The organism is Pseudomonas sichuanensis, from assembly GCF_024749065.1.
Classification (GTDB): domain Bacteria; phylum Pseudomonadota; class Gammaproteobacteria; order Pseudomonadales; family Pseudomonadaceae; genus Aquipseudomonas; species Aquipseudomonas sichuanensis.
In genome coordinates, this window is the sequence record NZ_CP087185.1 from 455,437 (window position 1) to 476,809 (window position 21,373).

Annotated in this window: 19 protein-coding genes and 1 tRNA gene; 6 read left to right on the forward strand and 14 right to left on the reverse strand. The window is 64.3% G+C overall.

All coding sequences use genetic code 11. From position 1 onward, the window contains the following. The first annotated feature begins 110 nt into the window (after positions 1 to 110). Positions 111 to 1,388, forward strand: a complete 1,278-nt coding sequence (locus LOY51_RS02095; protein ID WP_258644179.1) for an aspartate aminotransferase family protein — start codon at positions 111 to 113, stop codon at positions 1,386 to 1,388. A gap of 165 nt (positions 1,389 to 1,553) precedes the next feature. Further along, positions 1,554 to 1,712 carry a YqaE/Pmp3 family membrane protein gene (locus LOY51_RS02100; protein ID WP_009681539.1) on the forward strand — a complete coding sequence of 53 codons (159 nt, stop codon included), beginning with the start codon at positions 1,554 to 1,556 and terminating at the stop codon, positions 1,710 to 1,712. 121 nt (positions 1,713 to 1,833) lie between these two features. On the opposite strand, the gene LOY51_RS02105 is transcribed toward LOY51_RS02100, so the two are convergent. The 11 genes from LOY51_RS02105 to LOY51_RS02155 all read right to left on the reverse strand — a co-directional run bounded on the left by LOY51_RS02105 (position 1,834) and on the right by LOY51_RS02155 (position 12,948). Continuing rightward, entirely contained in the window at positions 1,834 to 3,657 is a 1,824-nt protein-coding gene (locus tag LOY51_RS02105) for a S9 family peptidase (protein WP_258644180.1), read from the reverse strand. Beyond that, positions 3,623 to 4,771, reverse strand: coding sequence for a pyrroloquinoline quinone biosynthesis protein PqqE (pqqE, locus tag LOY51_RS02110; protein ID WP_258644181.1), 1,149 nt, complete (start codon positions 4,769 to 4,771; stop codon positions 3,623 to 3,625). Before pqqE ends, LOY51_RS02105 begins: the two co-directional genes overlap by 35 nt. Continuing rightward, positions 4,743 to 5,018 carry a pyrroloquinoline quinone biosynthesis peptide chaperone PqqD gene (pqqD, locus tag LOY51_RS02115; protein ID WP_110994308.1) on the reverse strand — a complete coding sequence of 92 codons (276 nt, stop codon included), beginning with the start codon at positions 5,016 to 5,018 and terminating at the stop codon, positions 4,743 to 4,745. The genes pqqE and pqqD overlap by 29 nt, the downstream gene beginning before the upstream one ends. Further along, positions 5,015 to 5,770, reverse strand: coding sequence for a pyrroloquinoline-quinone synthase PqqC (gene pqqC / locus LOY51_RS02120; protein ID WP_125857192.1), 756 nt, complete (start codon positions 5,768 to 5,770; stop codon positions 5,015 to 5,017). Before pqqC ends, pqqD begins: the two co-directional genes overlap by 4 nt. 122 nt (positions 5,771 to 5,892) lie before the next feature. Further along, positions 5,893 to 6,804: a pyrroloquinoline quinone biosynthesis protein PqqB gene (pqqB, locus tag LOY51_RS02125; RefSeq protein ID WP_258644182.1), complete on the reverse strand. Its 912-nt coding sequence runs from the start codon at positions 6,802 to 6,804 to the stop codon at positions 5,893 to 5,895. Between the two features lie 77 nt (positions 6,805 to 6,881). Then, complete coding sequence (gene pqqA, locus LOY51_RS02130; RefSeq protein WP_008365141.1) at positions 6,882 to 6,953, reverse strand: pyrroloquinoline quinone precursor peptide PqqA; 72 nt, start codon at positions 6,951 to 6,953, stop codon at positions 6,882 to 6,884. A 167-nt stretch (positions 6,954 to 7,120) separates the two neighbouring features. Next, a complete protein-coding gene (gene pqqF / locus LOY51_RS02135) occupies positions 7,121 to 9,436 on the reverse strand; it encodes a pyrroloquinoline quinone biosynthesis protein PqqF (RefSeq protein ID WP_258644183.1) in 2,316 nt (771 codons plus the stop codon). Between the two features lie 213 nt (positions 9,437 to 9,649). After that, complete coding sequence (locus tag LOY51_RS02140) at positions 9,650 to 10,432, reverse strand: carbon-nitrogen hydrolase family protein (RefSeq protein ID WP_258644184.1); 783 nt, start codon at positions 10,430 to 10,432, stop codon at positions 9,650 to 9,652. Positions 10,433 to 10,448: 16 nt separating this feature from the next. After that, a complete protein-coding gene (locus LOY51_RS02145) occupies positions 10,449 to 12,131 on the reverse strand; it encodes a flavin monoamine oxidase family protein (RefSeq protein ID WP_125857196.1) in 1,683 nt (560 codons plus the stop codon). Positions 12,132 to 12,293: 162 nt separating this feature from the next. Continuing rightward, entirely contained in the window at positions 12,294 to 12,608 is a 315-nt protein-coding gene (locus LOY51_RS02150; protein WP_110994302.1) for a helix-turn-helix domain-containing protein, read from the reverse strand. Further along, positions 12,586 to 12,948 (reverse strand): toxin, encoded by a 363-nt coding sequence (locus LOY51_RS02155; protein ID WP_125462334.1) that lies wholly within the window; start codon positions 12,946 to 12,948, stop codon positions 12,586 to 12,588. The genes LOY51_RS02150 and LOY51_RS02155 overlap by 23 nt, the downstream gene beginning before the upstream one ends. Positions 12,949 to 13,438: 490 nt before the next feature. Here LOY51_RS02155 and LOY51_RS02160 point away from each other — a divergent pair, with 490 nt between their 5' ends. Further along, positions 13,439 to 13,729: a DUF3077 domain-containing protein gene (locus LOY51_RS02160; protein ID WP_258644185.1), complete on the forward strand. Its 291-nt coding sequence runs from the start codon at positions 13,439 to 13,441 to the stop codon at positions 13,727 to 13,729. Positions 13,730 to 13,747: 18 nt separating this feature from the next. On the opposite strand, the gene LOY51_RS02165 is transcribed toward LOY51_RS02160, so the two are convergent. Then, positions 13,748 to 14,209 carry an Lrp/AsnC family transcriptional regulator gene (locus tag LOY51_RS02165; RefSeq protein ID WP_125857199.1) on the reverse strand — a complete coding sequence of 154 codons (462 nt, stop codon included), beginning with the start codon at positions 14,207 to 14,209 and terminating at the stop codon, positions 13,748 to 13,750. 145 nt (positions 14,210 to 14,354) lie between these two features. Here LOY51_RS02165 and LOY51_RS02170 point away from each other — a divergent pair, with 145 nt between their 5' ends. From LOY51_RS02170 to prfH, 3 genes are all read left to right on the forward strand, one after another. Beyond that, the gene (locus LOY51_RS02170; protein ID WP_258644186.1) at positions 14,355 to 15,047 is read left to right on the forward strand and encodes a CatB-related O-acetyltransferase; all 693 of its coding nucleotides are present in this window, start codon (positions 14,355 to 14,357) and stop codon (positions 15,045 to 15,047) included. A 517-nt stretch (positions 15,048 to 15,564) separates the two neighbouring features. Continuing rightward, positions 15,565 to 16,701, forward strand: a complete 1,137-nt coding sequence (locus tag LOY51_RS02175; protein ID WP_011531823.1) for an RNA ligase RtcB family protein — start codon at positions 15,565 to 15,567, stop codon at positions 16,699 to 16,701. Further along, positions 16,701 to 17,321 carry a peptide chain release factor H gene (prfH, locus tag LOY51_RS02180; protein WP_258644187.1) on the forward strand — a complete coding sequence of 207 codons (621 nt, stop codon included), beginning with the start codon at positions 16,701 to 16,703 and terminating at the stop codon, positions 17,319 to 17,321. The genes LOY51_RS02175 and prfH overlap by 1 nt, the downstream gene beginning before the upstream one ends. Before the next feature lie 182 nt (positions 17,322 to 17,503). On the opposite strand, the gene LOY51_RS02185 is transcribed toward prfH, so the two are convergent. Continuing rightward, positions 17,504 to 17,580 (reverse strand) — tRNA-Ile (locus LOY51_RS02185). Between the two features lie 17 nt (positions 17,581 to 17,597). Then, positions 17,598 to 21,341: a bifunctional diguanylate cyclase/phosphodiesterase gene (locus tag LOY51_RS02190; protein ID WP_258644188.1), complete on the reverse strand. Its 3,744-nt coding sequence runs from the start codon at positions 21,339 to 21,341 to the stop codon at positions 17,598 to 17,600. Positions 21,342 to 21,373: the final 32 nt, after the last annotated feature.

The following is a 21,373-nucleotide window of genomic DNA, read 5'->3' on the forward strand; positions in this document are numbered from 1 at the left end:
GCGATTGTTACCCCGGATGAAAAACACTTTTGATAGGCAAGGCAAAATATCAAATCCGGCATTCGACCGGAGGCCTTGACCGCCGCCGACCGTGAATGGCTGGAGCCCTGATGAACCTGTTCAACCTGCGCCGCCCGGCCCCTGCCGTGGCAGCTCCCAAGCCGGTACCGATGCCCGAGCCCGCCACGGCGCAGCTATCGCGTGAACGGCTGATGCCCGGCAGCGAGCGTGCGGCGCAGGTGTTCGTGCGTGGCCAGGGTTCCTGGCTGTGGGACAGTGAAGGGCATGCCTACCTGGATTTCACCCAGGGCGGCGCGGTCAACAGCCTCGGCCACAGCCCGAACGTGCTGGTCAAGGCGTTGGGCAACCAGGCCCAGGCATTGATCAACCCGGGCGCGGGTTACCACAGCCGCAGCCTGCTCAGGCTGGTCGAGCTCCTGTGCCAGAGCACCGGCAGCGACCAGGCCTACCTGCTCAACAGCGGCGCCGAAGCCTGTGAAGGGGCGATCAAGCTGGCGCGCAAGTGGGGCCAGCTGCACCGTAACGGCGCCTACCACATCATTACCGCCAGCCAGGGCTGCCACGGGCGAAGCCTGGGTGCGCTGTCGGCTTCCGACCCGTTGCCGTGCAACCGCTGCGAGCCGGGGCTGCCGGGTTTCAGCAAGGTGCCGTTCAACGACCTCGCCGCGCTGCATGCGGCAGTGGACTCGCGCACCGTGGCGATCATGCTCGAACCGATCCAGGGTGAGGCCGGGGTGATCCCGGCCACCCGTGAATACCTCAAGGGTGTCGAGCAGTTGTGCCGTGAACTGGGCATCCTGCTGATCCTCGACGAGGTGCAAACCGGCGTAGGGCGTTGCGGTGCCCTGTTGGCGGAACACACCTACGGCGTGCGGGCCGACATCGTCACCCTGGGCAAGGGCCTGGGCGGCGGTGTGCCACTGGCGGCGTTACTGGCCCGTGGCTCGGCCTGCTGCGCCGCCCCCGGCGAGCTGGAAGGCAGCCACCACGGCAACGCACTGATGACCGCCGCTGGGCTTGCGGTGTTGCAGACCGTGCTGGAGCCGGGGTTCTTCGAGCAGGTACAGGACAGCGGTCGGCACCTGCGCGACGGCCTCAGCCGCCTGGCCGGGCGCTATGGCCAGGGCGAAGTGCGCGGCCAGGGCCTGCTGTGGGGCCTGCAGTTGCGCGATGACGCCGCCGCAGCCTTGGTCGAGGCCGCGCTGCATGAAGGGCTGCTGCTCAATGCACCGCAGGCCGATGTGGTGCGCTTCTCGCCGGCCCTGACCGTGAGCAAGGGCAACATCGACGAGATGCTCCTGCGCCTGGCCCGCGCCTTTGCCCGTGTGCACGCCCAGCAAGCCAACCGCCGCGAAGTGTCGGCCTGACCGCGCACCCGGGGTAACGAATTTCAACGAACCGTCTCGCGTTTCTGCGCATCGCCCTTGGCCTGTAGTGTTTGGCTCGGGGCGTTTTTTTTGCCTGGCGTTCAGTGATGGAACCACCGGGCGGTGCGGCTAGTCTTTGTTGAAACCCTTCAAGGAGCGTTTCGCATGGATTTCATTCGCATCATCATCGCCATCATCCTGCCGCCACTGGGGGTTTTCCTCCAGGTGGGTTTCGGTGGGGCGTTCTGGCTGAACATCCTGCTGACCTTGCTGGGGTACATTCCGGGCATCGTGCATGCGGTGTACATCATCGCCAAGCGTTGATGCCCGGGTAGCCTCATCGCCGGCAAGCCGGCTCCCACAGGCAAAGTGCAGGTCTTGAGTTCGGCGCGCTCAGGTGGGAGCCGGCTTGCCGGCGAAAGGGCTGCAAGGCAGCCCCGTCCATCTACCGGCCCAACACCCGGCAATAGAACTTCCACTCCTGCTCCAGCGCATGCGCCAGGTTCGCCGCCTGGCGAAACCCATGCCGCTCGCCGGGATAGAAATGCCCCTCGGCCTCGATGCCGTTGGCCCTGAGGGCGTCGAATATGCTGCGGGTCTGCTCCGGCACCACCACCGCGTCCAGCTCGCCCTGGAAGAACACCACCGGCACCTTGATCCGCCCGGCGTGCAGCAGCGGCGTGCGCTGGCGATAACGTTCGGCATCGCGCAGCGGGTCGCCGATCAACCAGTCGAGATAATCGCCCTCGAACTTGTGGGTCGCGCGGCCAAGTGCCTCAGGGTCGCTGACGCCATAAAGGCTGGCACCGGCGCGGAAGACCTGGCGGAACGCCAAGGCGCACAAGGTGGTATAGCCGCCGGCGCTGCCGCCGCGGATAAAGGCCTGGCTCGGCTCGATCAGGCCCTGTGAGGCGAGGTGGGCGACGGCGGCGCAGGCATCCTCCACGTCGCTCTCGCCCCAGCGCAGATGCAATGCCTGGCGGTAGGCACGGCCATAGCCGCTGCTGCCGCGGTAGTTGAGGTCGGCGACGGCGAAACCACGCTGGGTCCAGTACTGGATGCGTGGGTCGAGCACCGGGTAGCAGGCCGAGGTCGGGCCGCCGTGGATGAACACCAACAGTGGCGACGGTGTGCCACCGGCCATGGCAGGGTAGAAAAAGCCGTGGGCTACGCCATCGCCGCTGGCGTAGCGGATCGGCTGCGGGGTGCTGATGTGCGCGGCAGGCAGTACTTGCGCGCCGCCTGCCAGTACCTGGACGTCATGGTTGCTGCGGTCGATGGCGATCACTGCCGGCGGGCTGATCGGCGATGCGGCGATGGCGTAGATATGCCCTGCATCCATGGCCAGGCTGCGAAAGCGCGTATAGGCGCTGGCGTAACGCACCATCTCGCCCGTGTTGCTGCGTAGCCCGAGCTGGCCGAAGCCGTCCTCGAACCAGCTGGCCAGGTAGCTTTGCGGGCCAAGTGCCAGCCAGGTGCACGGCCCAAGTTGCCAGGGAGCCGCGGCGTGGTCGGCAATTGTCGAGGGCAGGCGCTGCCAGTGCCCATCGACCTCGCCCCAGGGCTGCCAGTAGCCGTCGAGGTCAGACAGGCAGTACAAGCGGCCCTGAGCATCGAAGCGCGGTTGTTGCAGGGACTCTGCGCCGCCGGCGATGCAGTGTGGTGCCCCCCACGCACCGCTGGCATCGCGCTTGCGACACATCAAGCGGGTGACGGTCCAGGGCTGATGCGGGCGGTCCCATTCAATCCAGGCCAGGCGGCAGCCATCGGCGCTGATGGCCGGTGTGGCATAGAAGTCGGCGCCTTCGGCGAGCACATCGCGCCGGCCTTCGGCAAGGGCAACCAAGCGGTGCTCGACGTGGCTGCCATGACGCTCCTCGACCGCCAGCACCTCACCCGCGTGCCACAACAAGTCGCCGTAACGGCAATCGATGTGCTGGGTCAGCCCGCGAGGTGGCGTGCCATCGAGCGCCTGGAGATAGACCTGTTGATCGTTCTCGTTGACGAACGCCAGGCCATCACCCGTGAGGCAGAAGCTGCCGCCACCATATTCGTACACCCGGCTGCGCACACTGAAGCCATCGGGGGTGAGGCAGTGGGCCTGTTGGTTGCGCCAGTGCCAGATACGGCAAGCGCCGTCGGCTGGGCGGAATTCATTCCAGAACAACCCTTGCTCACCGGCCTTGAGCTCGGCGAAGTCGGTGCCGGCGGCCACCGCCTGTGCGGCGCTGAATTCAGCCGCGGGCGATGACATGGGAGTTGCGCTCATTGCGGAAAGTCAGCTCTTCGATGGCAAGGGTGGCGTGCTCTGCCTCCTCGCGGGCCTTGAGGATGATGCCGTGGTCCGGCGATTTGCCGCACACAGGGTCGGCCTTGCTGGCATCGCCGGTGAGCATGAACGCCTGGCAGCGGCAGCCGCCGAAGTCCTTTTCCTTCTCGTCGCACGAGCGGCAGGGTTCGGGCATCCACTCATAACCGCGGAAGCGGTTGAAGCCGAACGAGTCGTACCAGATGTGGTGCAGGTCATGCTCGCGCACATTGGGGAACTGCACCGGCAACTGGCGCGCGCCATGGCACGGCAGGGCGGTGCCGTCGGGGGTGATGGTCAGGAACAGGCTGCCCCAGCCGTTCATGCAGGCTTTGGGGCGCTCTTCGTAGTAGTCCGGGGTGACGAAGATCAGCTTGCAGGGGTGGCCTTCGGCCTTGAGCTTGGCGCGATACTCGTTGGTGATGCACTCGGCGCGCTCCAGCTGCTCGCGGGTTGGCAGCAGGCCCAGGCGGTTGAGCTGCGCCCAGCCGTAGAACTGGCAGGTGGCGAGTTCGACGAAGTCGGCTTCCAGGGCGATGCACAGTTCGATGATGCGGTCGATCTTGTCGATGTTGTGCCGGTGCGTGACGAAGTTGAGCACCATCGGGTAGCCGTGGGCCTTCACTGCCCGGGCCATCGCCAGTTTCTGCGCGAACGCCTTCTTCGAGCCGGCCAGCAGGTTGTTCACTTGCTCGTCGCTGGCCTGGAAGCTGATCTGGATATGGTCCAGCCCGGCCTCTTTGAAGGCGGCAATCTTCTGCTCGGTCAGGCCGATGCCGGAGGTGATCAGGTTGGTGTAGTAACCCAGGCGCCGGGCTTCGCCGATCAGTTCGGCGAGGTCTTGGCGCACCAGCGGCTCGCCGCCGGAAAAACCGATTTGCGCAGCGCCCATCTCGCGGGCTTCGGCCATCACCTTGAACCACTGCTCGGTCGTCAGCTCCTTGCCCTGCTCGGCGAAGTCCAGCGGGTTGGAGCAGTACGGGCACTGCAACGGGCAGCGGTAGGTGAGCTCGGCCAGCAGCCACAAGGGCAGGCCGACCGGCACCTCAGGCGAGGGTGATCCAGTGTTCGGCACGGGCCACCTCCATGAATTGCTCGATATCGTCGGCGACTTCGGGCACACCGGGGAACTGCTGTTCAAGCTCGCTGATGATCGCCGCAACACTGCGTTGGCCATCGACCAGCCCGCCGATCAGACCGGCGCTGTCGTTGAGCTTGATCATGCCTTCGGGGTACAGCAGCACATGGCCCTTCTGCGCCGGCTCGTACTGGAAACGGTAGCCGGGGCGCCAGGCGGGCACCTGTTCACGATTGAAGCTCATAGGGCGATCCCCTTGTGCCAGACCCGTTCAGCCGTGACGCTGTGATAGGGCGGGCGGTTCAGTTCATAGGCCATGCTCATGGCGTCGAGCATGCTCCAGAGGATATCCAGCTTGAACTGCAGGATCTGAAGCATGCGCTCCTGCCCGGCACGGGTGGTGTAGTGCTTCAGGGTAATCGCCAGGCCGTGTTCCACATCGCGGCGGGCCTGGCCCAGGCGGGTGCGGAAGTACTCATAGCCGGCCGGGTCGATCCACGGGTAGTGCTGCGGCCAGCTGTCCAGCCGCGACTGGTGGATCTGCGGGGCGAACAGTTCGGTCAGCGAGCTGCTGGCAGCCTCCTGCCAACTGGCGCGGCGGGCGAAGTTGACGTAGGCGTCGACGGCAAAGCGCACGCCGGGCAGCACCAACTCCTGGCTGCGCAACTGGTCCGGGTCCAGGCCCACGGCCTGGCCCAGGCGTAGCCAGGCCTCGATGCCGCCGTCCTCGCCTGGGGCGCCGTCATGGTCGAGCAGGCGCTGGATCCACTCGCGGCGCACTTCGCGGTCCGGGCAGTTGGCCAGGATCGCCGCATCCTTCATCGGGATGTTGACCTGGTAATAGAAGCGGTTGGCCACCCAGCCCTGGATCTGCTCGCGGCTGGCGCGGCCCTGGTACATCGCCACGTGAAACGGGTGATGGATGTGGTAATAGGCGCCCTTGGCGCGCAGGGCCTGCTCGAATTCGGCAGGGGACATCGGTGTTGCGTCATTCATTCAGCGCACTCCCTTGGAATGAAACATCGGCCCCTGTGGGAGCGGGTTTACCCGCGAATGCTTCGGTGCAATCACTGCCGCATTCGCGGGTGAACCCGCTCCCACAGGCTTGTGCAGCACCTTCACAATTCGATGCTCATGCCATCGAAGGCCACTTCCACACCCCGACGCAGCACCTCGGCCTTTTCCGGCGAGTCTTCGTCGAGGATCGGGTTGGTGTTGTTGATGTGGATAAGCACCTTGCGCTGGCGCCCGAAGCCGTCCAGCACTTCGAGCATGCCGCCTGGGCCGTTCTGCGCCAGGTGGCCCATCTCGCGGCCGGTGCGGGTGCCAACACCGCGACGTTGCATCTCATCATCCTCCCACAGGGTGCCGTCGACCAGCAGGCAGTCGGCGCCGTGCATCATCTGCAACAGCTTGTCGTCGACTTGGCCCAGGCCAGGGGCATAGAACAGCTTGCCGCCGGTGCGGGTGTCCTCCACCAGCAGGCCCAGGTTGTCGCCCGGGTGCGGGTCGAAGCGGTGCGGCGAGTAAGGCGGTGCGGCGCTGCGCAGGGGGAAGGGGGTGAAGCGCAGGTTGGGGCAGGCGTCGATCACGAAGCTGCCTTCGAGCTCGATGCGGTTCCAGGTCAGGCCGCCGTTCCAATGGCTGAGCATGGTGAACAGCGGGAAACCGGTGGTCAGGTCCTGGTGGACCATGTCGGTGCACCACACCTTGTGCGGGCAGCCTTCGCGCAGGCTGAGCAGGCCGGTGGTGTGGTCGATCTGGCTGTCGAGCAAAACGATAGCGTCGATGCCGGTATCGCGCAGGGCGCGGGCCGGCTGCATGGGCGCAAAGGCCTGCAACTGGGCGCGGATGTCGGGCGAGGCGTTGCACAGGATCCAGTGCTCGCCGTCGTCGGACAGGGCGATCGACGACTGGGTGCGCGCGCTGGCGCGCAGGGTGCCGTCGCGGTAGCCCTTGCAGTTGACGCAGTTGCAGTTCCACTGGGGGAACCCGCCGCCGGCGGCGGAACCGAGAATCTGGATGTACATGGCTGATCTTTACCCGAAAACCGTATCCGAAAAACGACAACGCCCCGGCTGGCCGAGGCGTCGAATCACACTGGCGCTTAGCGGCTGGCGAAGTACATGGTGACTTCGAAGCCGATACGCAGGTCGGTGTAGGCAGGTTTGGTCCACATGGGTTGACTCCTTCCGGATGGGGTGGGTTGATCGGTTACTCATTGGGCCGCGCTTGGAGTGCGCGGTTCCATTGGCTGAGATTGCGCTATCTTACAAGAAAAATTTGTACTGAAAGGTTAATTCTTCGAAAAGCGCCATTGCATGATGGGTAACAATCGGCTGCGCGTCAGTGCCAGCTCGTGTTTGGTGCCGCAGCGTTGGCGAGGCATAGCCAACCGTGCTCGGCGTCGAGCAACCGGCGCAGGAGGTCGTCCAGATGCGCTTGCCCGACAGTGAGAATAGACCTGCTCATGTGGGAAAGATCCGAATTTTGTGTCGCCAGATGTGCCTGCCACGCCCATTCCGCGACTTCGGCGTTGCCCATGGCGCTTTCTTCTAACTGCCCGGCAAGCTGCTGGCGGGCGTTGCTGTCGAGGCTAACACCACCCTCCAGCAACTGGAGCAGGTGCCCGAGGATCTGCTCATGACTGGCATGGGGTGATTGCACGCCGAACAGCAGCCCGCCAACTCCTTCGACCTGACGAAAGGCGCTGAACACGGCATATCCCAGCTGCAGCTCGACCCGCAGGCGTTGGTACACCGGGCCTTGCAGCAAGTGTGCGAGCAGGCGGCCGGCCGCCTGCAGCTCAGTCGGTAACGGGCAGAACAGCAGCAGTGCCGGCTCGCTGCCAGACGTGTGTACCTGCCGCCACTGCCGGCCAGTGATCGCCACCTTCGCCCTGGGTGTGCCGGGTTGGCCCATGATCCCCTGCAAAGCAGCCCCCAGGGGGTTGTGCTGGGATGCCGCGAAGCCCACTGCCAGGCCCTGCCAGCGGGCTTGCTGCCACAGTGAGTCGAGCCAGGGCGGGGTGAGGATGCAGGATGGCTGCGGTTGTTCCTCACCGGCCATCAGCGCATCCGGTAGTGCCTTGAGCAGGGCACGTATCGGGATCAGCCCCGGTTCCACGGCAGCAGGGGCAGTCCAGTGCTCGGCGGCGGGGCTTTGCATGAGCGCGAGGGCCTCTTCGATACCTCTGATCACCGCCATCGGCTGGCCGGCGGCCTGCAGTTGCCAGTACTCACCGCTGGCACTGAAACGCAACTGCAGGGCAACACGCTCGGCGCGCTCCTGCAGCGGTTGCAGGGCGCGTTCGATGATTGCCTGGAAGCGTTGGCGCAGCGGTGACGGGATATGCCAACGCAAGTAGAGGCTGGCGAACTGGCGGTTGGGCGGCAGGTTGTCGTCGAGGGTCAGGGCCGTGGGTAGTGGGGCGCTGCGGGCTGGCATCGTGCTGTCCAGCAGCGGCTCTGCGGGTGGCAACTGCCAGCGGCCGCGGCCTGCGTGAGGCAAGCTGTCCAGCAACGTGGCGAAGGCAGCGAGGCCCTGCGCATCGAGCTTCTCAAAGGGCTGGCCACTGCTGTCGCGGCGCGCCAGTTCGAGCGCGCTGCAGCTTTGCTCGCGGCAATGCTGCAACTGGGCGTAGGCATCGTTCAACTGGGCAGCCGGCTGCCTGCGGATGAAGCCCAGCCAGCCGTGCAGCATCGACTGTGCCGTGCTCAGTGAGGCAGTGGCGGGCAGCAGCAGCTGGATATGCCAGAGCATCTGCCCGGCGTGGGCATAAAGCACTTGCGTCGTGCAGCCCTGCAGCCAGCCGCGCTGGCGCAGTTCGGCCAGCCAGCCGCCCGGTCGGCTGTCGTTGAGCAGGGTCAGTAGCAGGTCCAGTGCCTGTTCTGCCGCCGCGGGCAGGCCTTCATGGGCGAACAGCAGGTCATGGCGTGAGCCGCTGGCCGCGAGGGGCCGTAGTTGCCCGTCGAGCAGGGCCGCAGGGGTATCCCGTTGTTCCCGCACACCGGCCGGGAACAGCGCACCGAACTGTTCGCCCAATTGCTCCAGCTCGTCCAGTGGCTGTGGCCCGGCCAGGCTCAAGGTGATCTGGCCGCCCTGGTAGTAACGCCGATGGAAAGTGTTCAGTGCCTGCTGGAAGCCGCGAGCGTGCAGCGCCAGGCTGTGCCGGTTGCCCGCATGGAAGCCGCTGAGTGGATGGCGTGGCGACACCGACTGCAGCAGGCTGAACTGGCGTTGGGCTTCGGGGTTGCGCGACCAGGCGATGAACTCGGCGTGGATGACCTCGCGTTCACGACGCTGGCGTTCCAGGCCGAGGTCCGGTTCGATGAGCATTTGGCACAGGCGCTCCAAGCCACCGGCCAGTGCAACGGGCGGCACCTCGAAGAAAAAATCGGTGGTGCGCTCACGGGTGCTGGCGTTCACCTGGCCGCCCAGGCCCTGCACGTAGCGCATCAGGCCGTCTTGCAACGGGAAGCGGGCAGTGCCGAGGAAGAACAGGTGTTCAAGGAAATGGGCCAGGCCCGGCCACTTCGCTGGCGCATCATGGCTGCCGGCGTGTACCCGCAAGGCTGCAGCGGCGCGCTTGAGGCGCGGGGCGTGGCGCAGGGTCAGGTGCAGGCCGTTGGGCAGGTTCAGGTGACGGGTAGTGTCGGGCATGGCGCCATGCTAGCGCGCCAAAGCGATGTTGTCTGTCCTGGCCCATTCGCCGCCGAGCAGGCTCTCATAGAACTGCACATAACTTGCTGATTTAGGGGGACCTGTGGGAGCGGCTTTAGCCGCGAACACCGGCAAAGCCGGTGCCATCCACAGCGTCGTCCGCTTCGCGGCTGAAGCCGCTCCCACAAGGTGCGCGCTGGTATGCGCCCTCTGTCAGTGCAGGTCGCGGCGCAGATCCGCCAGGTACGGGAACGCCTCTCTCCCTTTCACCACTCGCTCGTGCTCCAGCTCCGCCAGCCATAACCCCTCGTCACGCCCGGCCATCGCCAGCAGGCTGCCGTCCGGCCCGACGATACTGCTCTGCCCGCAATACTGGATCTCGCCTTCGCTGCCACAGTAGTTGGCGTAGACCAGGTAGCACTGGTTCTCCTGCGCCCGCGAGCGTACGGTCACCTGGCAGACGAAGTCGTACGGCGCCATGTTCGCCGTCGGCACCAGGATCAGCTCGGCGCCAGCCAGTGCCAGGCGCCGGGCGTTCTCCGGGAACTCGATGTCGTAGCAGATCAGCAGGCCGACCTTCCAGCCGTCCAACTCGACCACCGGGAAGTGATTGGCGCCCGGGCTGAACATCGAACGGTCAAGTTCGCCGAACAGGTGGGTCTTGCGGTAGTTGCACAGGCTGCGGCCGTGGGCGTCGATCAACTGAACGCTGTTGTAGATCGCGCCGTCGTCGGCCCGCTCGGGGTAGCCGTAGACGATGGCGATGCGCTGAGCCTGGGCGATTTCCACCACGGTCATCGCCGAAGGGCCATCGTCGGCCTCGGCCAGGCGTTCCACCTGGTCCAGGCCAATGTTGTAGCCACTCAGGAACATCTCCGGGCACACCAGCAACTGGGCGCCTTGTTGGGCAGCCAGCTGGGCCTGGTGCTGCAGGCGTTCGAGGTTGCCGGGCACGTCCAGGGGGCCGGGCGTGCCCTGGAACAGGGCGATGCGCATCACGCTACTCCTTCGCTCAGTCGGCCAGGGCGATCGGTCCGATTTCATCGAACACATCGCCCGGGCCTGGGTTGTCCGGGTGGGTCTGGCCACCGAAGTGGTTCATGATACCCCACACCGCGTTCAGCGAAGTCTGCACCGCGCCTTCCACCCAGGCCGGGGTCCACGACACGTCGTCACCGGCGATGAAGATGCCGCGCTGCTCGGCGGGCATGTCCTGTTGCATGAAGTGCGCGTACATGCGCTGGTTGTAGCGATAGTGGCCCGGCAGCGCGCCCTTGAAGGCGCCGAGGAAGTGCGGGTCGGCCTCCCAGGAAATGGTGATCGGGTCGCCGATGATGTGCCCGGCGATGTCGGTCTTGGGGTAGATCTTCTTCAATGCGTCGAGGGCCAGCTGCACGCGCTTCTCGGTCGGGTGCGGCAGCATCTTCAAGGCATCGCTCATCCAGGCGTAGGACAGGCAGATCACCCCTGGCTTGTCGTCACCGTTGTCGAACAGGTAGGTGCCGCGGGTCAGGCGGTCGGTCAGGGTCATGCTCATCAGGTCGCGGCCGGTCTCTGGGTCTTTGTCTTTCCAGAATGGCCGGTCGACCATCACGAAGGTCTTCGACGACTGCATGTAGCGGGTGCGGTCCAGGGCCATCCACATCTTTTGCGAGAACAGCGCCTCCTCGCAGTCGATCTGGGTGGTCAGCAGCCAGCTCTGGCAGGTGGTGAGCACCGCCGCATAGTGGCGTACGTCGCCATAGTTGTCGGTAACGGCCAGCAGGCCATCGGAGGCCCGAGCGATGCGCTTGACCCCGGTGCGCGGTGCGCCGCCGTGCAGCGAACGCAGGCTGGTGCCGGCCGGCCAATGGGCGCAACGCTCCGGCACATGGCGCCAGATACCCTGCGGTACCTGCTCGACGCCGCCGACGACCAGGTGCTGATGATCGTCGCAGTTGGTCATGACCACCCGGAAGATTTCCAGCATCGAGTTGGGGAAGTCGGAGTCCCAGCCGCCGGTACCGAAGCCTACCTGGCCAAACACTTCGCGGTGCTGGAAGCTCAGCTTGGCGAACGAGCGCGAGGTGGCGACGAAGTCATAGAAGGTGCGGTCATCCCACAGCGGCACCAGCTTGTTCCACAGGTCTTTCAGGCGTGGCACATCGCGGTCGCGGATGGCCTGCTGGATATCGCTGAATTGTGCGCCGCTTTCCAGGGCGTCGGCCCAGGCATCGGCCACTTCGTGGAACAGCTGCGGCAGGTCGGCCTTGTTTTCGGCGTAGTAGGTCTGGCCTTCGAGGTCGATCACTGTGCTGCCCGAGGCAGGGGTGAGCGGGTTGGGGAAGGGTTTGGTTTCCAGGCCCAGCTTGTCGACGTAGTGATAGAACGCCGTGGACGACACCGGGAAGCGCATGCCGCCGAGCTCGGCAACGATGCCATCAGTGCCATTGAAGGCTTGCGAACGCAGGCGTCCTCCCAGCTTCGACGCCTCGTACACCACCGGCTTGAGGCCTAGCTTCATCAACTCGTAGGCCGCCACCAGCCCGGCAATGCCACCCCCCACAATCGCCACTTCCTCGCCATGCCGCGCCGCCGGGATGCTGCCCAGGCCGGCCGGGTGTTCCAGCCAGTCATCGAAGCCGAAGGGGAAGTCCGGGCCGAAGATGGTGATGGGTTTCTTGCCGTCGGCGGGGTGGCGGTTGTTCTTGTTCATGTAATGACCTTGCCAGAGAGGCTGCGCAGGGGGCGGAGCCTGAGTATAGAGAATGACTGGTGGCCATTTTATGAAGTGCGGTGTTCGTAAATAAGATGCAGAGTGGCGTCGTTATGTAGTTTGTTTCGTCGATATGTCGCTATGGCATCTCATATCGACGAATCAGCTCAAAGACGCCAGATGCTCGACTGTCTCGGGGTATTTCTGCACCAGGCGGATCAAGGCGATGGCCTGGGCGTTGGGTTGGGAGCGGCCTTGTTCCCAGTTCTCCAATGTGCGCGCGTTGGTGCGCAGGTAGGCGGCGAACACCGCGCGTGACATGTTCAGGCGCTGGCGCAGTTCGATCAGTTCGTTGGGTACCAGCGGTGCCAACTGTTCGAATTCGACCTTGTGCGAGCGCAGGGTGAGCTTGCCGGCCCGTTCGCCGGCGAGGGCGTCGAAGCCTTCGGTGAGTTCAGTGAAGATGTTGCGTGGCATTGGTTGTCCTCATCAGGTATTCGCGTTCCAGCAGGTGCTTGAGCGCTTGGCGTTGCTGGGCTGACAGGTCGTCCTGGACGTCCTTGCCGTAGAGCGTGAACAGCCAGAACTGCTGCCCGGCAGACCACCAGTAGTAGATGATCCGCGTGCCACCGCGTTTGCCCTTGTGCCGTTGAGTGTCCGCGAAGCGCACCTTCCTCAGGCCTCCCGTGCCCTTGATGACATCGCCGGCATGTGGGTGCATCAGGAGCAATCGCTGCAGCAGGCTGAAATCCTCATCGTCCAGAAGTTGAGGGCGATAGCGCTCGAAGGCGGGTAATTCGACAAATAGCGCATCCATGCTTTTGTACGTATCCTGCGTATAGTTTGTGGTGTGGTCGCCAAAGCGTCAATAGGGCGGACTGCTGTCAGCCTAAATGGGGAGGGGAGAAGAGGGAGGGGGAGAGAATTGCTGGATATGTCGCAGATAAAGGGCTGTAGCCTTGGATACCCCGTCTGTTCGGCATCTGCTGCGATGGGCTATCCAACCATTCCTACAGACCATCTAAAGATAGGGAATTATCCTACTTGCCTTGTCGCTCTGGTCTGGCTGCACGGGTAACTCTTCACGGCTAATTTCTTGCGGTCGCCGCACATTCGGTGACTGGGCGTGAGAAACCCATCCTTCAACTTGAGCGCCGAGGCATGCTTTATGGCAGCCGTGCGCGGGCAGGCTATCGCCTGGCCGGATTCCAAGTTGGCCGGTTTCTCACCCCGCGTACGGCTGCCACCTTATTCCTGTGAGAAGGAACAGAGGGCAGCTTTTCCTAGCTCAACTTGGAAACTGCGCCATGAAAAAAATCGTCCCCGACCCACCTCTGAAACTGAACCCAACCACCGAGCGTTCGTTCTGCACCTGCCAGTCCAGTCACCCGCCTATCTTCACCGTCCGCCCGGGCGTCGATGCCGCCGACGCGCTTGTGCATACCAGCATGTTGGCGTCCGCGATCCAGGAAATCGCCGACGACTACGCCCTGCATCACGCGCCCGAGGCGAATCGGGCGATGATCTGGTCGATCGTGCATTCGGCTGAAACCATCCGGGCGCTGACGGATGGCCTGCTCGGCGCGATGGAAGCCTGACGGCCGACCGCGGGGGAGTCAGCCCGGCTGCCCGCGGTCCACCTTGCTGCTGAGAATGATCGACGTAGTGGTCTTCTCGACCCCGTCGAGGCTACCGATCTGGTCGAGCAACTGGTCCAGCTGCTCCGGCGAATCGCTGTGCAACCAGGCCACATAGTCGAACTCGCCACTGACCGCACACAGCTGCTGCACCTGGCCCATGGCCGACAGCCGCCGCACCACCTCCTTGCCCGCGCGCGGCTGCACCTTGATCCCCACATAGGCTTGCAGCCCGCCACCGATCAGGCGCTGGCCAAGCCGTACGCCATAGCCGGTGATCACCTTGCTTTTCTCCAGCCGTGCCAGACGCGAATTCACCGTGGTGCGGGCGATGCCGAGCAGGCGGGCGAGGGTGGCGACGCTTTCGCGGGCATTGATCTGCAACAGGGCGATCAGCTGGCGGTCGATTTCGTCGAGGGCGATGGGGCGTGAGTCAGGCATGGCGAATCTCTGCAAGGGACGCGCTAGCCTAGCCAGCCGCCACGGTGCAGGGCAAGCGCTGGCTTTTGTAGCGCAAGCCGCTAATATTGCGGCCTCACGCCTCCCGGCAGGGATCGGGCGGCTACCATTGCAGGCGGAGTTGCAGATGAGTCTCAGGGACTGGTACTGGAAACGCTGGATTCGACGCCAGGGGGGCAAAGTCAGCCTGGGGGTGTCGAAGTTCGGCAAGCGCGCCGTACTCGACCTTGAGCAGGAGGTCCGCCTCGGCGATGTCATTCTCGACTGCCGCGAGCTGTCGATCGGCGCCCACACCTACATCCGCAGCGATTGCCTTCTGCAACTGGTCGAGTCGATCGGTCGCTTCTGCTCGATCGGCAGCGGTGCCGTGATCGGCCAGGAAAAGAACACCCATCCGGTTGATTGGCTAAGTACCCACCCGTTCCAGTACACCGGCACGCCCCTTGAATACACCGCGCGCGTGGACATGGCCAGCATTGGCCACGATGTGTGGATCGGACACAGCGCGATGGTGATGGAAGGGGTCAAGGTCGGCACCGGGGCGATCATCGCCACCCGTGCCGTGGTCACCCGGGACGTGCCGCCCTATGCCGTGGTGGCGGGTGTGCCTGCCAAGGTGGTCCGCTACCGCTATCCGCCAGAGATGATCGAGCGCCTGCTCGCCAGCCGTTGGTGGGAGCGTGACGTGCAGGCGTTGCAGCGCTTGCCGCTCAATGACCCGGCGGCCTGCCTGGCGGCAATCGAGCCACTTCCCCCGGCACGCTATGGGCGGATTCGCATCAGCCGTAAAGGTGGCGAGGTGTTGGCCGGCCCGCAGTGAGCACCCAGGCCACAGAAACGAAAAAGCCGCGCATCAGCGCGGCTTTTGTATTTTTGGTGGGCCCACACGGACTCGAACCGTGGACCAAAGGATTATGAGTTGCCTGGAGACGCTGCAAACCCAGTGAAACCGTACGTAGCTTAGCGTAGGCATAGTTAGCTGGAAATAGCGTGGTTACTGGTGTTTAGCGTAATTTGGCGAAATGGGTGGAAGCTGGGCACGATACCGCCAGTGTATTTTTTTTTTGTAGCGCGGAGCGGTCAGGTTTTTCGGCCATGACGTTGTTCACCTGGTAAACATGTGATCAAGGTTGTTGCAAGGTGGCAATTACACACCTAAGATGCCCGTCTTCTCTCACCCGACAGCAAAGGAGGTACATCATGCAACAGTTGATCACCCTTTGCAGGTCGCGCCTGGCTTGATCGCATTCGCCGCTACTCGTTAGCGGTACCGCAACGCCCGGCCTCTGGCCTGCCAATCCGAACATCTTTTTGTTTCAACCCATCAGGATTGGACTATGGGCACTTGCATTCGCAATTTGTCCGACGGCGCCGTATTGGTCGCCGCGGACGACACCTGGATCGAAGGAAAAGCGATCCAACAACTCGAAACCACCGCTCGCCTAGGGGGCATGCATCGGGTGGCCGGCATGCCGGACCTGCATCCGGGGCGTGGCTATCCGGTCGGCGCGGCATTCTTTTCCGTGGGGCGTTTGTACCCGGCGCTGGTCGGCAATGACATCGGCTGTGGCATGGCGCTGTGGCGCACGGACATCCCGACCGCCAAGCTGCATCTGGACAAGCTGGAGAAACGCCTTGGCAACCTCGACCTGCCGCTCGACGAGACGTGGCAGGAGGCCGTCGCCAGCTTCGGTTTGCCTGCCACGGGGCACGAGCGTTCTCTAGGCACCATTGGTGGTGGTAACCACTTCGCCGAGCTGCAGCAACTCGATGAAAACTACGACGATGCGGCCCTGGCAGCCTTGGGCATCGAGCGCAAACACCTGCTGTTGCTGGTGCACAGCGGCTCGCGTGGTTTGGGCGAGGCGATCTTGCGTGAGCAGGTCGACCTGTTCGGTCATCACGGACTGGAGGCGGGCAGCGAGGCCAGCACTCATTACCTGGGCCGGCACGACGGCGCGCTGCGTTTTGCCGAAGCCAACCGTCAGTTGATTGCCCGGCGCATGCTCGACCGCTTGCGTGCCGATGGCGATGTACTGCTCGACATCAACCACAACCTGGTGTCGCCAGCGCAGGTCGACGGGCTCGATGGTTGGCTGCATCGCAAAGGCGCCACACCGTCGGATCAGGGGGCGGTGGTGATCCCTGGTTCGCGCGGCGACTACAGCTACCTGGTACAGCCGATCGCCGACGAGCGTAGCCTGTTGTCCCTGGCCCATGGCGCCGGGCGCAAATGGATGCGCAGCGAGTGCAAGGACCGCCTCGCCTCGCGCTACAGCGTCGAGCAACTGAGTCGTACGGCACTAGGCAGCCGCGTGATCTGCGCCGACCGGGCGCTGATCTACGAGGAAGCGCCGGAGGCCTACAAGGCTATCGACTCGGTGGTGGGTGCCTTGCGTGAAGCGGGGTTGGTTCGCGTGCTGGCACGACTGAAACCGGTGCTCACCTACAAGACGCGCGGAGGGTGCTGCTGATGATCCTACTGCAACTCTCGGCGGCTCAGGGGCCGGAAGAATGTGCCCTGGCAGTGGCCAAGGCATTGCTCAGGCTGCAGGCCGAAGCGGATGCCCAGGCCGTGACGGTACGGATACTCGAAGAAGAGCCGGGGCCGCGGCGCGGTACCTTGCGCTCGGTGTTGCTGGCACTGGATGGCGAGCAGGCCGAGCGCCTGGCGGATCACTGGACGGGCTCACTGCAATGGACGTGCAGCAGTCCGTACCGGCCGGGGCATGCGCGCAAGAACTGGTTCTTTGGGGGCGCACGGTTTGCGCCACCGGCACCGGAATTGGCGAGCGAGATCCACTTCGAGACCTTGCGTTCGTCCGGGCCGGGTGGTCAGCATGTCAACACCACCGACTCGGCAGTGCGCGCCACGCACCTGGCCAGCGGCGTCAGCGTCAAGGTACAGAGCGAGCGTAGCCAGCACGCCAACAAACGCTTGGCGCTGCTGCTCATCGGTCAACGCCTGGCGCAACAGGCAGAGCAGGTCGACAGCGAACTGCGCGCGCAGCGGCGGTTGTTCCATCACCGCATCGAGCGTGGCAATCCACGTCGGGTGTTTCGCGGCGAGCGCTTCGAGCCGGCTGACGAGTAGATTGTGTGCGAATAGTCGTCGAGCAAAAGTCAGGCCGGGCGGCGTAGGTGATGCCGGCCCCACAAAAACGGATGAGGAAAGGACCCGGCTCGCACTCGGGTTTACGAGTTGCAACTGAGCACTCCGTATCTGAGGCGATCCCGCCAAAAACGCAAAAGCCGCGCAATGCGCGGCTTCGAAGATGGTGGGCCCACACGGACTCGAACCGTGGACCAAAGGATTATGAGTCCTCTGCTCTAACCAACTGAGCTATAGGCCCTCAGCAGGTGCCGCGGATTATAACGAGGGTTTCGATACCGTGCCATCCGAAAGATCCGATAGTGCTATGCGCAGGAAGGTAGCGGCGAACTCTGCGGGCGGCAGGGGCAGGCTGACGATGTAGCCCTGGATCTGTTCACAGCCCTCGGCGGCGAGGAAGCGCTGCTGGGCCTGGTTCTCCACACCCTCGGCAATGATGGTGAGCTGCATGCTGCGCCCGAGCGCAATGATCGCACGGGCGATGGCGGCGTCGTGGGGGTCATCCGGCAGGCCGCGGATGAACGACTGGTCGATCTTGAGGATGTCCAGCGGCAGGCGTTTGAGGTAACTGAGCGAGGAGTAGCCAGTGCCGAAATCGTCGATGGCCAGCTGCACGCCAAGCTGCTTGAGCTGGTAGAGCACGACCAGGGCTTCTTCGGCCTGGCTCATGATGAAGTTCTCGGTGATTTCCAGCTGCAGGTCGCCCGCCTTGAGCTGGTAGGTCCTGAGCAGTTGCTCGATGCGCTTGGCCAGGTTCGGTTGGCGCAGCTGGGCGCCGGCGAGGTTAATCGAGAGCGGGCCGAACGACTGGTAGTTCTTTTTCCACGCGTGCATCTGCCGGCAGGTCTGTTCCAGTACCCAGTCGCCAAGCTGGAGGATGGTGCCGTTCTCTTCGGCGAGGTGAATGAACTGCTCGGGCGGCACCTCGCCGAAGGTGGGATGGGTCCAGCGGATCAGTGCCTCAGCGCCTACCAGGCCCTGGGTCTTGAGGCTGAACTTGGGCTGGTAGCATAGGCTCAACTCGTTGCGTTCGATGGCGCGGCGCAGTTCGTGCTCGAGGGCGATGCGCTCGCTGGCCTGGGCGGTAAGGTCGCGGGTGTAGGCTTCGACGCGGTTGCGGCCCTTGGCTTTGGAACGGTACATCGCGGCGTCGGCGTTGCGGATCAGGGTGGCAACGTCGGTGCCGTCCTGTGGGTAAAGGCTGATGCCGATGCTGGCGCTGGTGAAGAACTCATGCTCGCCGGCCTGGAAGGGGGCATGGAAGCAGGCCAGCAGCTTGTTGGCGATGGCGCTGGCGTCGTCAGGCTTGTGCAGGCCGGGCAGCAGAATGATGAATTCGTCACCCCCCAGGCGGGCCACGGTATCGACGTCGCGCACCTGCTCCTTCAGGCGTTGGGCGATACCTTTGAGCAGCAGGTCGCCGACCGGGTGGCCGAGGCTGTCGTTGATGTGCTTGAAGCGGTCGAGGTCGAGGAACAGCACCGCACCCTGGCGGTTGGAGAGCTGGGCGCAAGCCAGCACGGCCTGCAGGCGGCTCTCGAACAGCGTGCGGTTGGGCAGGCCGGTCAGTGGGTCGTGATGAGCCTGGTAGTCGAGCTTGGCCTGGGCGTGCTTGAGGCTGGAGATGTCGGCGAATACGGCGACGAAGTGGGTGATCTCACGCTCGCTGTTGCGCACGGCGCTGATGGTCAGCCAGCTGGGGTAGAGCTCGCCGTTCTTGCGTTTGTTGTGGATCTCGCCCTGCCAGTGGCCTTCGGCGGTCAACTGGTGCCACATGGCGAGGTAGAAGGCGCTGTCGTGCTGGCCGGAGGCAAGCAGGCGAGGGGTCTGGCCGAGGGCTTCGATCTCGCTGTAGCCGGTGATTTCACTGAAGGCGCGGTTGACCGCGCTGATGCGCTGGTCGATGTCGGTGATCAGCACGCCTTCGGCGGTGTTCTCGAACACCGTGGCCGCCAGCTGCAGTTTTTCCTGCATCAGGTGGCGTTCGGTGATGTCGCGGGCGATGGTCAGCATGCAGTCGACGCCGCCGATCGGCAGTGGCCGGGCGGCCAGCTCGCACAGGCGGATCTGCCCGTCGCTGCGGCGGATATGGCAGCTGAAGTCGCGCACAGCGCCCTCGCGCTGGAGCCGTTCTATCAGGCGCTGGCGTTCGTTGAGGTCGACCCAGATGCCGAGGTCCAGGGAGGTCTGGTCGACGTTCGGGCTTATGTCGTAACCGGTCAGGCGGCAGAAGCCTTCATTGACCTCCAGCAGCAGGCCATCACTCTGGCGCGACAGCAGCAGTCCGTCTGGCGAGGCATGGAAGGCCTTGGCGAACTTTTCTTCCGAGGTTTGCAGTTGCTGCTGGGTCTCTTTCAGCTGGCTGATGTCGCGTACCGCCACCACCAAGGCCCGGGTGCCATCGAGGTCGAAGGCCTCGGCGGAGGTGAGGCCGGTGAACAGCTGGCCGTTGCTGCGGCGGAAGGTCATCTCGAGGTTGCGCACACCGCTGCGCTGCAGGCGTTCGAGCATGATCGGGCCAGTGCCGGCGACGCCCCACAGGTCGAGTTCGGTGGCGGTGCGGCCGAGTACCTGGTTCGGGCTCAAGCCGATCTGTTCTTCGAACGCTTCGTTGACCTCCAGCAGGCAGCCGTCGCTTTGCCGGGCGATGAGCAGGATGTCCGGGCACTGCTGGAATACCGAGGCGAACTTCTGCTCCGACAGGCGCAGGGCGTCCTCGGTGTGTTTGGTTTCGCTGATGTCGATCATCAGGCCGCGCATCAGCGGCTTGTGGCCGTGCTCGATCATGCTGACGATGTTGCGCACCCACAGGGCGTGACCGTCGGCGCGGATCACCCGATAGTCGAGGCTGTGATCACGCCCGGCGGCAGTCTCGCTGTCGCAATAGGCCTGAGCCCAGAGCGCGTCTTCCGGGTGCAGGATGCTGCGCCAGAAGCCGGGCTTGAGCCATTCGCTCAGCGGGTAGCCGAGCAGGTCTTCGGCATGGGGCGAAACATAGCTGTAGGTGAAATCGTTGGCGTCGGCCTCCCAGGCGATCGCCGACAGGCTCTCGACCAGGCCGCGATAGTGGTACTCGCTGCTGCGCAGCTCCTGCTCCAGGGCAATACGCCGGGAAATTTCCGAACTCAGTCGGCGGTTGATGCGAATCACCGCAGCGAGGATGGCTACCAGCAGCAGGACCGCAGGCAGGCCGTACAGCAGCATGTCATGCCAGAAGGTGCGTTGGTCGACGACATTGCCCACCCAGCGTTGCTGGATATGGCTGATTTCGCTGTTGCTCATGTCGGCCATGACCTTGTCGAGGATGGCCACGAGAATCTTCTGCTGCTGTGGCACGGCCATGGCCAGTTGGTAGCGGTAGGGCGTTTCGCCGCTGACGTAGAGGCCATCGAGCTTGAGCTGGCGAAGGCTCCAGATACTCGAGGCAAGGTCGCCGACCACGGCGTCCACGGCGTCGGTGGCCAGTGCCTGCAGCGTCGAGCTGACGTTGGGCATGGCCACCAGGTTGAGGTCCGGGTGGTGCGTGCGCAGCAGCTCGTGGGGGGCGTAGTTCTCTACCACGGCGATCTTCAGGCCGTAGAGGTCCTTGAGGCTGCGTGGTTGCGGGCCACCGGAGTGGGCCAGTATGACAATCGGGAAGTCCAGGTACGGGCGGGTGAAGGCCAGGTAGCTTTGGCGTTCCGGGGTGGACATGATGCCGGGCAGCAGGTCGATGCGGTTGCTGCGTGCCTGCTCGAGTACCTCGGTCCAACTGCTGGGCTCGACCGGTTTGAGCGTGACGCCCAGGCGCTCCTGGATAAGGGCGATGTAATCGGCGGCCAGTCCCTGGTAACGGCCTTCCTGGTCGCGAAATTCGAAGGGCGGCCATGAAGCGTCTATGCCCAGGCGCAGCTGCGGATGCGCGCTGAGCCAGGCTTGTTCCTCGTCAGTCAGGGTCAGGGCGCCGGCCGTTGTGTTCCAGACCATCAGGAGCAGCAACAGGAGGGCCGGCATCAAGGGCATAGCGGCCTCTCGATCAGGGGGTCTGAGTCGAG

Coding starts and splice junctions, on each gene's coding strand:
- pqqF (WP_258644183.1), bottom strand. CDS start 9,436: ATGCCCGACACTACCCGTCACCTGAACCTGCCCAACGGCCTGCACCTG.
- pqqC (WP_125857192.1), bottom strand. CDS start 5,770: ATGAATGACGCAACACCGATGTCCCCTGCCGAATTCGAGCAGGCCCTG.
- LOY51_RS02140 (WP_258644184.1), bottom strand. CDS start 10,432: ATGCGCATCGCCCTGTTCCAGGGCACGCCCGGCCCCCTGGACGTGCCC.
- LOY51_RS02160 (WP_258644185.1), top strand. CDS start 13,439: ATGAAAAAAATCGTCCCCGACCCACCTCTGAAACTGAACCCAACCACC.
- LOY51_RS02145 (WP_125857196.1), bottom strand. CDS start 12,131: ATGAACAAGAACAACCGCCACCCCGCCGACGGCAAGAAACCCATCACC.
- LOY51_RS02105 (WP_258644180.1), bottom strand. CDS start 3,657: ATGAGCGCAACTCCCATGTCATCGCCCGCGGCTGAATTCAGCGCCGCA.
- LOY51_RS02100 (WP_009681539.1), top strand. CDS start 1,554: ATGGATTTCATTCGCATCATCATCGCCATCATCCTGCCGCCACTGGGG.
- LOY51_RS02165 (WP_125857199.1), bottom strand. CDS start 14,209: ATGCCTGACTCACGCCCCATCGCCCTCGACGAAATCGACCGCCAGCTG.
- LOY51_RS02155 (WP_125462334.1), bottom strand. CDS start 12,948: ATGGATGCGCTATTTGTCGAATTACCCGCCTTCGAGCGCTATCGCCCT.
- LOY51_RS02095 (WP_258644179.1), top strand. CDS start 111: ATGAACCTGTTCAACCTGCGCCGCCCGGCCCCTGCCGTGGCAGCTCCC.
- pqqB (WP_258644182.1), bottom strand. CDS start 6,804: ATGTACATCCAGATTCTCGGTTCCGCCGCCGGCGGCGGGTTCCCCCAG.
- LOY51_RS02170 (WP_258644186.1), top strand. CDS start 14,355: ATGAGTCTCAGGGACTGGTACTGGAAACGCTGGATTCGACGCCAGGGG.
- LOY51_RS02175 (WP_011531823.1), top strand. CDS start 15,565: ATGGGCACTTGCATTCGCAATTTGTCCGACGGCGCCGTATTGGTCGCC.
- LOY51_RS02150 (WP_110994302.1), bottom strand. CDS start 12,608: ATGCCACGCAACATCTTCACTGAACTCACCGAAGGCTTCGACGCCCTC.
- LOY51_RS02190 (WP_258644188.1), bottom strand. CDS start 21,341: ATGCCCTTGATGCCGGCCCTCCTGTTGCTGCTCCTGATGGTCTGGAAC.
- pqqD (WP_110994308.1), bottom strand. CDS start 5,018: ATGAGCTTCAATCGTGAACAGGTGCCCGCCTGGCGCCCCGGCTACCGT.
- prfH (WP_258644187.1), top strand. CDS start 16,701: ATGATCCTACTGCAACTCTCGGCGGCTCAGGGGCCGGAAGAATGTGCC.